Origin of the sequence: Nonomuraea glycinis (genome assembly GCF_014646515.1) — a bacterium.
In the GTDB taxonomy this organism is placed as follows: Bacteria; Actinomycetota; Actinomycetes; order Streptosporangiales; family Streptosporangiaceae; genus Nonomuraea; species Nonomuraea glycinis.
On sequence record NZ_BMNK01000021.1, the window covers coordinates 50,475 to 63,332 of the forward strand.

The 12,858-nt window shown below is 71.2% G+C and carries 12 protein-coding genes; 8 read left to right on the forward strand and 4 right to left on the reverse strand.

Going from position 1 to position 12,858, the window contains the following annotated elements:
• The first annotated feature begins 12 nt into the window (after positions 1–12).
• Together IEY87_RS39605 and IEY87_RS39610 are read left to right on the forward strand one after the other, a co-directional pair.
• Positions 13–1,767: an acyclic terpene utilization AtuA family protein gene (locus tag IEY87_RS39605; protein ID WP_189144008.1), complete on the forward strand. Its 1,755-nt coding sequence runs from the start codon at positions 13–15 to the stop codon at positions 1,765–1,767.
• Between the two features lie 81 nt (positions 1,768–1,848).
• Positions 1,849–4,503 (forward strand): WD40 repeat domain-containing protein, encoded by a 2,655-nt coding sequence (locus tag IEY87_RS39610; protein ID WP_189144009.1) that lies wholly within the window; start codon positions 1,849–1,851, stop codon positions 4,501–4,503.
• 47 nt (positions 4,504–4,550) lie between these two features.
• On the opposite strand, the gene IEY87_RS39615 is transcribed toward IEY87_RS39610, so the two are convergent.
• Entirely contained in the window at positions 4,551–5,585 is a 1,035-nt protein-coding gene (locus IEY87_RS39615; protein WP_225277619.1) for an ROK family protein, read from the reverse strand.
• Between the two features lie 47 nt (positions 5,586–5,632).
• On the opposite strand from IEY87_RS39615, the gene IEY87_RS39620 reads away from it, so the two are divergent.
• The 5 genes from IEY87_RS39620 to IEY87_RS39640 all read left to right on the forward strand — a co-directional run bounded on the left by IEY87_RS39620 (position 5,633) and on the right by IEY87_RS39640 (position 9,120).
• Positions 5,633–6,439, forward strand: a complete 807-nt coding sequence (locus IEY87_RS39620; protein ID WP_189144010.1) for a GNAT family N-acetyltransferase — start codon at positions 5,633–5,635, stop codon at positions 6,437–6,439.
• 62 nt (positions 6,440–6,501) lie between these two features.
• Positions 6,502–7,524 (forward strand): phosphotransferase family protein, encoded by a 1,023-nt coding sequence (locus IEY87_RS39625; protein WP_189144011.1) that lies wholly within the window; start codon positions 6,502–6,504, stop codon positions 7,522–7,524.
• A gap of 104 nt (positions 7,525–7,628) precedes the next feature.
• Complete coding sequence (locus tag IEY87_RS39630) at positions 7,629–7,880, forward strand: hypothetical protein (RefSeq protein WP_189144012.1); 252 nt, start codon at positions 7,629–7,631, stop codon at positions 7,878–7,880.
• A 58-nt stretch (positions 7,881–7,938) separates the two neighbouring features.
• Complete coding sequence (locus IEY87_RS39635; protein ID WP_189144013.1) at positions 7,939–8,790, forward strand: helix-turn-helix domain-containing protein; 852 nt, start codon at positions 7,939–7,941, stop codon at positions 8,788–8,790.
• Between the two features lie 63 nt (positions 8,791–8,853).
• Positions 8,854–9,120: a hypothetical protein gene (locus tag IEY87_RS39640; protein ID WP_189144014.1), complete on the forward strand. Its 267-nt coding sequence runs from the start codon at positions 8,854–8,856 to the stop codon at positions 9,118–9,120.
• A 51-nt stretch (positions 9,121–9,171) separates the two neighbouring features.
• Here IEY87_RS39640 and IEY87_RS39645 read toward each other — a convergent pair whose 3' ends face one another.
• Both IEY87_RS39645 and IEY87_RS39650 read right to left on the reverse strand, forming a co-directional pair.
• On the reverse strand, positions 9,172–10,524 hold the full coding sequence (locus IEY87_RS39645) for a sensor histidine kinase (RefSeq protein WP_189144015.1): 1,353 nt from the start codon (positions 10,522–10,524) through the stop codon (positions 9,172–9,174).
• Positions 10,525–10,535: 11 nt separating this feature from the next.
• Positions 10,536–11,231 (reverse strand): response regulator transcription factor, encoded by a 696-nt coding sequence (locus tag IEY87_RS39650; RefSeq protein WP_189144016.1) that lies wholly within the window; start codon positions 11,229–11,231, stop codon positions 10,536–10,538.
• 210 nt (positions 11,232–11,441) lie between these two features.
• On the opposite strand from IEY87_RS39650, the gene IEY87_RS39655 reads away from it, so the two are divergent.
• The gene (locus tag IEY87_RS39655; protein ID WP_189144017.1) at positions 11,442–12,083 is read left to right on the forward strand and encodes a DUF2238 domain-containing protein; all 642 of its coding nucleotides are present in this window, start codon (positions 11,442–11,444) and stop codon (positions 12,081–12,083) included.
• Positions 12,084–12,141: 58 nt separating this feature from the next.
• Here the strand turns inward: IEY87_RS39655 and IEY87_RS39660 are convergent, their stop codons facing one another.
• On the reverse strand, positions 12,142–12,663 hold the full coding sequence (locus tag IEY87_RS39660) for an ATP-binding protein (RefSeq protein WP_189144018.1): 522 nt from the start codon (positions 12,661–12,663) through the stop codon (positions 12,142–12,144).
• Positions 12,664–12,858: the final 195 nt, after the last annotated feature.

Consider the following 12,858-nt stretch of genomic DNA (forward strand, 5'->3'; position numbering starts at 1 on the left):
GGTGAGCCGACCATGCGTCCCCTGAGGATCGCCAACTGCAGCGGCTTCTACGGCGACCGGCTGTCGGCCGCCCGCGAGATGGTCGAGGGCGGCCCGATCGACGTGCTGACCGGCGACTGGCTGGCCGAGCTGACCATGCTCATCCTGGCCGGCAACCGGCTCAAGGGCCGCCCCGGCTACGCCCCGACGTTCCTGCGCCAGCTTGAGGACGTCCTCGGCCCCTGCCTGGATCGCCGCATCAAGATCGTGACCAACGCGGGCGGCCTGGACCCGGCCGGCTGCGCCGAAGCCGTGCACGAGCTGGCCGCCAGGCTCGGCCTGTCCCCCAAGGTCGCCCACGTGACCGGCGACGACCTCACCGGCCGCGACCTCGACCTGGTGAACGCCGACACCGGCGAACGACTGCGAGCCACGCCGCTGACCGCCAACGCCTACCTGGGCGGCCGTCCCATCGCCGCCGCCCTGTCGGCGGGCGCCGACGTGGTGGTCACCGGCCGCGTCACGGACGCGGCGCTGGTGACAGGGCCGGGCATCTGGCGGTACGGATGGCAGCCGGACGACCTGGACCCGCTGGCGGGCTCGGTGGTCGCCGGCCACATCATCGAATGCGGCTGCCAGGCCACCGGCGGCAACTACGCCTTCTTCCAGGACGTGCCCGACCTGGCGCACTGCGGCTTCCCCCTCGCCGAGCTGCATACCGACGGCTCCAGCGTCATCACCAAGCATCCCGGCACCGGCGGCCTGGTCTCGATCGGCACGGTCACGGCCCAGCTCCTCTACGAGATCGCCTCGCCGCGCTATGCCGGCCCTGACGTGGTGGCCCGCTTCGACACGATCACCCTGGCCGACGACGGCCCCGACCGGGTACGCGTCTCCGGCGTGCGTGGCGAGCCCCCGCCCGGCACCCTCAAGGTCGCCGTCAACTACCTGGCCGGCCATCGCAACACCATGACGCTCGTACTGACCGGCCTGGACCTGGCGGCCAAGGCCCGCGTGGCCGAGGAGGCGATCTGGGCCCGGATCCCCAAGGACTCCTTCGACGAGGTGGACGTCACCCTGACGGACTCCGGTCTGCTGCGGATCACCGTCATGGACACCGACCGGAACGTGGCCGGACGCGCCTTCTCCGCCGCCGTGGTGGAGACGGGGCTGGCCAGCTACCCGGGCTTCTACGGCCTGACCCCACCGGGCGCCGCCTCCCCGTACGGCGTCTACTGGCCGGTCCTGATATCCGCCACCGAGGTGCACCCACAGGTCTTCCTGGACGGCGAGCCCGTCCCTCCGACGTTCACCCTGAACGTCGAGCCCGAACCTCAGAAGGTCCTCCCGGACGGCGAGCCCCTCCCTCTCGCCGACACAGCCGCTGTGCGCGGAGGCGTACGGCCCGAAGGGGCCGGCGAGCCGCCCCTTCCTCCCGGCGGGCGGCTCACCCGCGTCCCGCTGGGGCGGATCGCCGGAGCGCGCTCGGGCGACAAGGGCGGCAACGCCAACCTGGGCGTCTGGACCACCACCCCGGAGCAGTACGCCTGGCTGGCGGGCCACCTCACCACCGAACGCCTGAAGGACCTGCTCCCGGCCCTGGGCCCGCACCGCGTCGACCGCTACGAGCTGCCCAACCTCAACGCGCTCAACTTCGTCGTCCACGGCCTCCTCGGCAGAGGCGTGGCGGCGAGCCCTCGCATGGACCCCCAGGCCAAGGCCCTCGGCGAAGAGCTACGAGCCCAGCCGGTGAACCTGCCGGAATCCCTCCTGCCCCACCCACGGTGATCATGCCGACGGTCATGGCGTCGACGGAAGCCGCACCGAGTGCCGCGCGGCCGTCGGTGGCGTCCCCTAGCATCGCTGGTCATGAAGATCACCAACAAGACGGAGCGTGCCCTCTCGGACGCGCTGGGCGCGCAGGACTGGGCCGCGTTCGAGCCTGTGCGCGACCTGCCCCCGTTGCGGGCCGCGCTGCAGGAGCTGGAACGCGCTCACGGCGTCACGGAGGCGCACCGGCTCGCGACCAAGCGGATCCGCGAGCGCGGGGCTCTGCTGCGCCATCCCGATGTGCACCGCGTCGAGATCTCCTCGCAGGCGCTGAGCCCGTCTGGACGTTACCTCGCGGTCGGCGACTTCGGCGGTGACGACTACGAGGCCGGAGCCACCCTGCAGATCTGGGAGGTCGCCACCGGCCGCTGCGTCAACGTCATCGACGGGATCGTGGGTGGGATCGGCTGGCCCGGGTACGGCGAGACGATCGAGTGGTCGGCCTGCGAGACTCGGCTGGCCGTGGAGTACCGGGCCAGCAACGTCGGCGTGTGGGACCCCTTCGGCGCCGGCACCGAGCCGATCGCGACCGTCCGCCTCACCTACAACGGCCGTCCCGACCCGTTCGCGCTCTCGCCCGACGGCCTTCGCGCGTACGTCATGGACGAGGACTCCGAGACCTATGGCTCGATCGTGGAGTTCTCCAGCCTGGAGACCACGACGGTACCGGCGGTGAGTGATGAGGAAGAGGAGGAGGACGAAGACTACGACGAGGAGGGCTTCGTCCTGCGGTGGCCCGTCTGGTCCCGGGACGGGAAGCGGCTGTACGGGAGCCTGGGCGATGGGAGGGTGTGCTCGATCGACGTCGCCTCGGGGGAGGTCTCCTGGATCGTCCAGGCCGACAAGAACAACCGGTGGCCGTCCACCGCATGGAGCCGGGACGAGACCCTGCTGGCCTACCACCGCGACGGTGAACTGGTGATCGCGGACGCGGTGACAGGCCGGGACATCGCCTCCGGCCCCGGGTATTTCGATGTGTCGTTCCAGAGTGTCCACCTGTCCTGGGGGACGCGGCTCGCCGTCGTCGTCCCCGCGGGGCACGACGCTGAACGTCCGCGCGTCGGGATCGTGGACCGGACCGGTCAGTGCCGCTACGACCTCGACGTCGCGGTCCGGGCGCCGGGAGGCGACCTGGAGGTCGGCGCCTGGGCCTGGGCGCCTGACGGCGACCGCGCGGCGTGCCTCACCGCCGACGGTCGGATCGAGGTCTGGTCGCTGGACGACGAGCACGCGGAGCGGCTGCGCGCGTTCGACGCTCCGGAGAAGGCCACCGGGCTGCACTGGGGCGCCGACGACGTGCTGGTGGCGGTGGGGCCGACCGTGCTGCGCTTCCTGCGCGCGGACACCGGCGAGGTCATCGGCGACTTCACGCTGCTGCGGCAGCCCGTCGCGCCGCGCCCGCTGCTCCTTGACGGCGGCGACATCGGCGAACGGATCCGGCGGGGGCCCAATCCCACGTTCGCGCTCGATGAGGAGACCTGGGCGGTCGCCTTTCCGGAGGGCGTCGTGATCGCCCCTCCCGAACGGGAAGGGGACCTGGCCTCGACGCTTGCGTGGGCGGTGGACCGCCGCTACGCATGGCCCGTTCACTGGGGACGGCTGGATGTCTTCCCCGACGCGCCCACCGCGGCGGAACGGGTCCACGAGCCGCTGCGCGAGGACCTGGAGCCGTTCCGCGGCCGTGCCGTGCGGATGCCGGAACCCGGAGGGTGGCCGCCACCGCCCGGCGCGGCCACGGTGGACGACGTGTTCCGGGTCTTCCTCGAAGCGGTCGTGGAGTACGGCGTGGACCAATCCCCGTGGCCCGGCGAGGCTCTCCACGAGGCCGCCCTCATCCGGGCCCGGCGCGGCGAGCCGGACGGCGTACGCGTGCTGGTCAAGGCGTCCCCGGAGGGCCGTCGCCCGTTCGTGGCGGCCGAGGCGGCCATGGTCCTGGCGGCCGCGGGGCTACCGGACGACGCGCGCCCGCTCTTCGCCGATCACGAGACGGCCTGCGAGGCCCTGTGGGACGAGCCGGTGTGGTACGCCATGATGTGGGGCGGCCAGGCTCGCGCCGGTGCAGCCGTGGGCGGGGCGTACGCGGCGCTGGGTGATCGGGAGCGCGCGAACCGGTGGTTCGAGAGGGCGCGCGAGGCGCTGCGCGAGCAGCACGGCGGGTGGGACCATCGCCTGCCGGTCGTGTGGGCGCTGCTGGAGTGCGGGCGGGAGGACGAGGCGCGGGCACTGCTGGACGAGGGCACCGGCGACCCCGGCCACCACGCCGGCGTCCCGTTCGTCGGGTACGCGTTGCGCACGGGCAGGGCCGACCTCGCCGAACGAATCCTGCGTGACGCGAAGAACTGGTTCGACGAGCGGACGGTGGCGCACCTTCTCCGGCAGTACGGGCAGACAGAGCTGTCGCACGAATGGGCCGAGCGCAACGGCCTCGCGATCGTGGAACCGGGGGACCCGGTGGACGAGGACCTTGCCCGCAGGTACGCGGAGATCACCCGGATCCCTCCGGCACAGCGGCAGGGACCGACCGTGGATCTGCTCCTCCAAGCGGCCGAGCGGGGGCGGCTCAGTGCGGTGCTCGACCTCCTCCCGAAGGTGCCGATGCCCTCGTACGGCGGGATCAGCTCGTACGACCGGCCGTACGCGGCGTTCAGCGCGCTGCGGATCGTCACGACCGGGCTCGACCACGAGATCTGGTGACGCCGGTGCCGCCGATCTCGGCCACCGGATCCAGCGACTTGACCGGCTCACAGCCGGGGCAGGGCGCGGAAGCCCAGGAGGCCCGCGCCGAGAAGCCCCGCGTCCGGGCCCAGCCCTGAAACGCGGACCATGGGGGCGGGGCGGAACGTCAGCCGGTCGCCGAGCCGCTCGCGCAGGGGGTCGAGGAGCAGGTCGCCCGCCTGCGCGAGGCCGCCGCCGATGACGATCAGCGCCGGGTCCAGCAGCAGCGTGTAGGTGGCCAGGGCCAGCGCCAGCGCCTCCGCCGCCTCGCCCCAGACCGTGACGGCCCGAGGATCGCCCGCCCTCACCCGGCGGGCGACGTCGGCGGCGGAGGTCTCGCCGCAACGGCTCGCGATGGCCGACGCCGACGCGTACGCGGCCAGGCACCCGCGCTGCCCGCACGAGCACGGCAAGCCGTCGGGCCAGACCGGGACATGCCCGATCTGCCCGGCCCATCCGGCGGCCCCGCCGTACAGCGAGCCTCCTAGGACGAGCGCGCCCGCGATCCCCGTCCCGATCGGCATGAACAGAACGTGACCCGCCGGAGGCTCAGCCCTCACCGCGGCGCGCCCGTAGACCAGCTCCGCCTCTCCCGCGGCGCGTACGTCGTGGCCCAGAGCGACGGGGAGGGCCACATCGGTGAACGCCTCGGCGGGTACGTCCTTCCAGCCGAGGGCGGCCGAGTAGAGGGCCCGTTGCGGGGTGACCAGGCCGGGCACGGCGAGGCCGACCGCCTCGGGGCGGACCTGGGCGTCGTCCAGCGTACGGGGACGGGCCAGGTCCGTGACGAAGGCCGAGATGGCGGCGATCACCTGGGCGGGGCCCTCGGCTCGGGGGGTGGGCCGGCGCTCGGCGTACAGGATCGTCCCGTCCTGAGTGATCAGCCCGCCCTTCATGGTCGTGCCACCGACGTCCACCGCCACCACGCACCGCATGCACTCATGATCCACGAGAATCACGCCGAGCGCAGCGGCAGGCAGCCGCATCACCTCGCGGCCCGCCATGAGGGCAGGGCGCCCCTCAGGGCGCACGACGACGTTGAGCGCGGAGGCGCCCGCCACAACAAACGCGTTGAGCGTGGAGCCAGGTGTGGTGAAGCATGTGACGCATGACCGTGCGCCGTCTCACCCTCGCTGACCTTGACGACTGTGGCCGGCTGGCCAAGGACCGGGAGTGGCTGCCCGAGACGCGCAAGTGGGCGCTGCTGTTCGAGGTCGGTGAGGTTTACGGCGTCGACGCACCCGACTGCGACGGGCTGGCCTCGACGACCGTGCTGACCCGCTACGGCACCGATCACGCCGTGATCAGCATGGTGCTCACCGCCTCCCGGTACGGCCGGCGCGGCCTGGCCCGGGGCCTGATGGAGCACGTGCTGGCGCGGGCCGGGGACCGGGTGGTGTCGCTGCACGCGACGGAGAACGGCCGGCCGCTGTACGAGACGCTCGGGTTCCGCACGGTCGGCCGGGTCGCCAAGCGCACCGGCGTCTTCCGTGGCGACCCCTCCGGCCGGACGCGGGCCGCCACCGAGGCGGACCTCGGGGAGATCGTGGCGCTGGACGCCGAGCTGTTCGGCACCGACAGGTCGCCACTGCTGCGGCGTATGTTCGCCTTCGGCGAGCAGGTACGGGTCGCCGAAGGCGGCTTCGGTCACTGCTGGCGCAACGATGACAACGTGGTCGTCGGGCCCGTCGTGGCGCGCGACGAGGAGACGGCCAGGGCGCTGATCGGCGACCTGGCGCTGCACGCGGGCGGCGAGGTGCGGCTGGACCTCGATCTGGCCAAGGACGATTTGGTGCGGTGGGCGGACGAGCACGGGATCGGCAGCCCGTGGGAGGTGTCGCTGATGGTGCGCGGCGGCGAGCTGCCCGGTGACCGGTCGCGGCAGTACCTCCCGTTCATGCAGGCCCTGGGTTGACCGGCCGAACCGGGCGACCGTAGGGTCAGCCGCTGGTATTTCGTCCGGTTGAAAGGCAGTTCATGACCTCCACGCACATCGACGTGAGCGCCGTCGATCTGGCGGCACTCGGCGCCTGGATGGACGCTCAGGGGCTGCCCGAGGGTGAGATCACCGGCATGGCTCCGGTCCTGGGCGGCACCCAGAACGTCATGGTGCGCTTCGAGCGCGGCGGCAGGCCGTACATCCTGCGCAGGCCGCCCCTGCACGCCCGGCCGAAGAGCAACGACGTGCTGCGCCGTGAGGCGCGGGTGCTGGCCGCGCTGCGGGACACGCCGGTCGCGGCGCCCAGGTTGGTGGCGGCGCAGACCGAGGTCCAGTCGGAGCTGGAGCCGGTCTTCTATCTGATGGAGCCGGTCGACGGGTTCAACGCCTCGATGGGGCTGCCCGAGCCGCACGCCTCCGACCCGGCGATCCGCCACCGGATGGCGCTGGAGGCTGCCTCGGCGCTGGCCGTGCTGGGCCGGGTCGATCCGGACGTGCTGCCCGGTTTCGGCCGGCCGGAGGGGTTCCTGGAGCGTCAGGTGCCGCGCTGGCTCAGGGAGCTCGACTCCTACGGCCGGCTCGACGGCTATCCGGGGCCGGAGATTCCCGGCCTGCGGGAGACGGCCGGGTGGCTCGACGCCAACCGGCCGGCCGCCTTCACGCCGGGCATCATGCACGGCGACTATCACTTCGCGAACCTGCTGTACGCCCACGACGGGCCCAGGGTGGCGGCCATCGTGGACTGGGAGATGTGCACGATCGGCGATCCGCTGCTCGATCTCGGCTGGCTGCTGGCCGTCCTGCCGTTGAGCGAGGCGCAGATCCCCGGCCTGGCGTCGCCGCGCGAGATCGTCGACTGCTACGCGGCGCTGTCGGAGCGGGACCTGTCGGCGATCGACTGGTATGCGGTGATGGCCTGTTTCAAGCTCGGCATCGTGCTGGAGGGCACGTATGCGCGGGCATTCGCGGGCAAGGCGCCCAAGGACCTCGGCGACGCGCTGCACGCCACCACGCTGAGCCTTTTCGAGCGCGCGGGAACCATCATGCGTGACTCCCTTTAGCCATAGTGCCCGAAATATCATGACTTTTACGGAACATGATCACGACTCGTGCTTTGCCTCGTACAATTGCGCGCAATTGCAGTTGTTTTCGGGGAAGGATCGTCATGCGCATGCGGTTCCTGGGGTCGACATCAGAGGCGGGCGCCTGCCCCACCCTGTACGAAACCGACCGGGGCACGATCGTCGTGCAGGGCCTCCGGCTCACCGACGCCGAGGCCCTTGCGGACTTACGCGACATCCTCGACGGCGAGACCGCGGTCGAGGTGCCGCGCGAATTGCTCACCGAGATCGCCCGCCGGGTCCTGCGCGACGATTCGGCAACCGCTTTCCCTGATAGGAGCCCCGCATCCGGTTGATCACGATTGTCGGGTCAAGGCTGGCATGACCCCCGTGAGCGGTTTAGCCTCGTGCCGCGTGACGTCCTTTCAGCAGGCTCGGATGGACCTCGGTGGCCAGCTCCGGCAGCTGCGCGAGGCGGCCCGGCTCTCGGGCAAGGACCTGGCCGAGAGGCTGCGCTGGCAGCCCTCCAAGGTCTCCCGCCTGGAGAACGCGCGGCAGACCGCGACGGAGGACGATGTCGTGGTCTGGGCCCAGGCCGTACGGGCCACCGCCGAGACGACGGACGGCCTGATCACCCAGGCCCTCGCGCTGCAGGAGCGGCATGACGGCTGGAAGCAGCGGCACCGCAGCGGCCTGGCCGCCATCCAGGAGGACATGCGCGATCTGGAGGCGCGGACCAGGCTCTTCCGGGCGTTCGAGCCGGCCGTCATGGTCGGCCTGCTGCAGACGTCCGAGTACGCCCGGCACGTCTTCCGTAAGGTCAAGCGCCTCTACAGCGCCGCCGACCAGATCGACGCGGCGGTGCGGGTGCGGATGCAGCGCCAGGAGATCCTCTACGACCGGACCCGGACGTTCAGGTTCGTGATCTCCGAGGCGGTGCTGCACACCCGGCTGACCCCCGTCGACGTGATGCGCGGCCAGCTCGACCGGCTGCTGGCCGTGAGCACCCTGCCGAACGTGGAGTTCGGCGTGATCCCGTTCACGAAGGAGCTGCCGTCGGCGCCCATGCACGGCTTCTGGATCTACAACGAGGCGATGGTGGGGGTGGGCACGATGACCAAGGAGCTGGTCATGCGCGACCCCGATGACATCGCCTTTTACGCACGAGCCTTCGACGATTACACAAAGGTAGCGAAGTTTGCAGAAGAGGGGCGTGATGTCATCATTCGCGTCCTTGACGAATACCGCAAACAATCCTCACATTAATCTCGCAATTGCTTGCCCCCCGCCGCAAGATCGTGCAATTCTGGCGCGAGACGGAGGTGACGCATGATGCTGGACACCGCGCTCTGCCTCGAGCGATTCGCGTGGTTCATCGGACGGCACGCTGACCTGTCCGTGGAAGCGCTGGCCCTCGCCAGCGACCCGGCATACGTGTCCGTGCGCAACCGTTTCTCCGCCACTCTCATGGAAAGCGTGACGTGCTCGGAGAACGGAAGTTTCGTCACCTCCTGGGGATACCGGCTGGGCAGCACCGACGACGTGGAGTCCGCCGCCGCCCGCCTGGCTTTCCTCCTCGCCGCCCTGCCCGCCTGACCCGCCGGGCCGCGCACGCCACCTTGCCCGGCCCGCGCGGGTCCACCTGGGTCATGGCTTCTCGGACGCCTGCGGCCTTCCCGGCAGCCTCATCGTCGCGATGGTGCCCCCGCCGGTCGCGTTGGCCAGGCTGACCACTCCCCCGGCCTCCGCCGCCGCCTGCGCGACGATCGCCAGCCCCAGACCCGATCCCGGCAGGGAACGCGCCGACGGGGAGCGCCAGAAGCGCTCGAAGACATGCGGCAGCTCGTCCTCGGCGATGCCGGGCCCGTGGTCGCGAACCGTCAGCACGCCCTCGCGCAGCTCCACCTCGACCTCGCGGCCGGGGCTGAACTTGGCGGCGTTGTCGATGAGGTTGAGCACGGCCCGTTCGAGGGAGGTGGCGCTGCCGACGACGTACCACGGCGACAGCTCGGTGCTGACCTCGGCGCCGCGCAGCCTGGCGCGTTCCACGGCGGCCGTGACGACCTCGTGCAGGGGCAGCTCGACGTGCGGCTCGTGGTCGGTGTCGCCGCGGGCGAGCTGCAGCAGGTCGCCGACCAGCGTGGTGAGCTCGGCGAACTGCGCCTTCACGTTCACCAGCAGGCGCTCCTTGGCCCCCGGGTCGAGGCTACGGCCGGTCTGCTCACTGCGCAGCAGCAGGTCGATGTTGGTTCGCAGGGTGGTGAGCGGGGTGCGCAGCTCGTGCCCCGCGTCGGCAACGAGCTGCTGCTGGCGGACCCGGGAGCCGGCCAGGGCGGCGGTCATCGCGTTGAAGGAGGCGCTCAGCCGGGCGATCTCGTCGGTGCCCTCCACCGGGATGCGGGTGTTGAGATCCTCGGTCTGCGCGATGTGCTCGACCGCCCTGGTCAGGCGGCCCACCGGGCGCAGCGCCGCCCGCGAGACGAGCAGCCCGGCCGTCGCGGCGACGAGCACGCCGAGCGCCGCGACGATCACCAGCATGACCGACACCCGCCGGAGCGTGCTGCGCAGCTCGTGCAGGGGCCTGGCGATCACGAACGCGGCGTTCTGGTCGACGTTCTTGACCAGCACGCGGATGGGCTTGCCGTTGTCGGCGAAGCCGTCGTAGACCTCCTCCTGCCCCCGATAGCCGGCCGCGATCTTCCTCTCCCGATAGGTGACCTTGATCGCGGTGTTGCCCATGACGCAGCGGGTGCCGTCCGGGTAGACGATCTGCATGGGCTCGGGGAAGGGCGGGTAGTCGCCGCCCGCGGTGCTGATCGGGTTCGGCGAGCATTCCTTCACGGCCTTGTCCAGCAGGGACCACGGCACGCGGATGTCCCTGAGCGACTCGTTGAGCTGCCACGACAACTCCCGCTGGACGAAGTACCAGCAGCCCACCGCCGAGACGGCGACCGCGATCGCCACCGCCGCCGCGACCAGCAGGGTGAGCCGCGAGCGCATGCTGCGACCTCTCACGTGGCGCCTCTGAGAACGTAGCCGACACCCCGCACGGTATGGATCAACCGGGGCTGGTCGCCGGCCTCCGTCTTACGCCGCAGGTACATCACGTACACGTCCAGGGAGTTGGACGACGGCTCGAAGTCGAACCCCCACACTTCGGCCAGGATCTGGTCCCGCGTCAGCACCTGGCGCGGGTGTGCCAGGAACAGCTCCAGCAGCAGGTATTCGGTCCTGGTGAGGTCCAGGCGCCGCGCACCCCTGGTGACCTCCCTGGTCGCCGGATCCATCTTCAGGTCGCCGAAGCACAGCGTCGGCTCGGGCTCGCCGGCGCTCAACGCACCGCGCCGCAGCAGCGCCCGTACGCGGGCCAGCAGCTCGTCCAGCTCGAACGGCTTCACCAGGTAGTCGTCAGCCCCCGCGTCCAGGCCCGACACCCGGTCACCGACGGCGTCGCGGGCGGTCAGCATGAGCACCGGCACGTGGTCGCCCGCCGCCCTGAGCCTGCGGCAGGCGGTCAGCCCGTCGAGCCGCGGCATCATGACATCGAGCAGCACCGCGTCGTACGGGGTGCGCGCCAGCTCCTCCAGCGCCGCCTGCCCGTCGTTGGCGGTGACGACCTGGTAGCCCTCGAACTCCAGACTCGACTGAAGCGCCTCGCGCAGTGCGGGCTCGTCGTCCACCACCAGCAACCGGGCCAGCTCACTCATGCCCCAACGCTAGAGCAACATTCTGAGAACACGATGAAGGGGCCGCTTCGCGGCAGCCGTTCGAGCCCGAGCGCTGTCCTGAGCCGAAGCCGCCGCGGCTGTGCGGGGGCGCGCCCATCTTTTCGTGGCTTGGCGGCCTTTTCGTGGCGCGGCGGGGCAAGCCCCATACTGGCATGCACCTCCCGTCCCCCAGTATCCCGAGGCCGCCCCATGACCCTCACGTCCGCTCCTGTCCGACGGCTGCCTCTGGTGCTGGCCGCGGTGGTGCTGGTCGCCCTGGTCATCTCCGGCATCCAGCCCCACGACCGGTTCACCTGGTTCCTGGAGATCTTCTGGGTGCTCGGCGGACTGCCGTTGCTGGTGGTGACGTGGCGGCGTTTCCCGCTCACCACACTGCTGTGCTGCCTGCTCGCCGTACACGCGCTGGTCCTGATCGTCGGCGGGGCCTACACCTACGCCCGGGTCCCGTTCGGGTACTGGCTGCAGGACGTACTGGACTTGTCGCGCAACCCCTACGACCGCATCGGCCATCTGATGCAGGGCTTCGTGCCCGCCATCCTGGTCCGCGAACTGCTGACGCGGACGTCCCCGCTGCGCGGCAGCGCCTGGCTGGCCCCGCTGACCGTCTCCGTCTGCCTGGCCTTCAGCGCCTTCTTCGAGATGCTGGAGTGGTGGGCCGCGCTCGCCGCCGGAGAGGCGGCCGACGCGTTCCTGGCCGTCCAGGGGGACCAATGGGACACCCAGTGGGACATGGCCTGCGCGCTCATCGGGGCGATCACCTCGATCCTGCTGTTCAGCCGCCTGCACGACCGCCAACTCGCCCGCCTGAACGCCTCCGCACCGACCCGGTGACATCCTCCCGACGTCCGGGGCCGCCGAAGCTCAACAGACGCCGAGAGACTTCCCCCGATCAGCCGCCGGGCTGGAGCATCCGCGCCCACACCCGGTGGCCTACCTCCTCGTCGCCGTCGTACCCAAACTGGTCGGCGAGCGCGGCGACGATGGCCAGGCCCCGGCCGTGCTCCGCATCGATCCCGAAGAGCCTGCCGAAGCGGGGGATGCCGCCCCAGCCGCAGTCGTAGACCGCGATGGTGGTGGTGGCCGTCGTGCGGGTGAGCTCGACGATGAAGGTTCCCTTGGAGCGACCGCTGGCGGTGTGCCGGACGGCGTTCGCGGCGAGTTCGCCGGCGATCAGTTCGGCGTCGTGCCGGTGGTCGGAGTCGGCCAGCAGGTAGCGGGTGAAGTGGCGGGCGTGCGGGACCTGGTCGAGGGCGCCGGGGTAGGTGCGCCGCCAGGTCAGGCCGCCGGGGTGCAGGTCGATCATCGCGTCGATGTGCTCGCGGAGAACCGGGTCGGCGCTCGGGTCCTGCTCGCGTTGCCGGGGGATGTGCAGGCGAGCGGGCATGGCCGCAGGTTCGGTGATGTTGGGCACGGGGACCTCTCCAGGAACGCATAAGGGGTTCGGTCAGGTACCACTACGCTGCCCGGTCCGACGTGCCGCGTGGACCGCCACCGCATCCTCCGGCACCACCCCGGCGGCGTCGGCGCCGACCTGCCCGCACCTGCCGCAGCCATGAACGACACCCCGCTACGGCTCCGATCGACTACCCACCTTCTCGCACTCAAC

Coding starts and splice junctions, on each gene's coding strand:
- IEY87_RS39605 (WP_189144008.1), top strand. CDS start 13: ATGCGTCCCCTGAGGATCGCCAACTGCAGCGGCTTCTACGGCGACCGG.
- IEY87_RS39610 (WP_189144009.1), top strand. CDS start 1,849: ATGAAGATCACCAACAAGACGGAGCGTGCCCTCTCGGACGCGCTGGGC.
- IEY87_RS39620 (WP_189144010.1), top strand. CDS start 5,633: ATGACCGTGCGCCGTCTCACCCTCGCTGACCTTGACGACTGTGGCCGG.
- IEY87_RS39625 (WP_189144011.1), top strand. CDS start 6,502: ATGACCTCCACGCACATCGACGTGAGCGCCGTCGATCTGGCGGCACTC.
- IEY87_RS39630 (WP_189144012.1), top strand. CDS start 7,629: ATGCGCATGCGGTTCCTGGGGTCGACATCAGAGGCGGGCGCCTGCCCC.
- IEY87_RS39640 (WP_189144014.1), top strand. CDS start 8,854: ATGATGCTGGACACCGCGCTCTGCCTCGAGCGATTCGCGTGGTTCATC.
- IEY87_RS39645 (WP_189144015.1), bottom strand. CDS start 10,524: ATGCGCTCGCGGCTCACCCTGCTGGTCGCGGCGGCGGTGGCGATCGCG.
- IEY87_RS39650 (WP_189144016.1), bottom strand. CDS start 11,231: ATGAGTGAGCTGGCCCGGTTGCTGGTGGTGGACGACGAGCCCGCACTG.
- IEY87_RS39655 (WP_189144017.1), top strand. CDS start 11,442: ATGACCCTCACGTCCGCTCCTGTCCGACGGCTGCCTCTGGTGCTGGCC.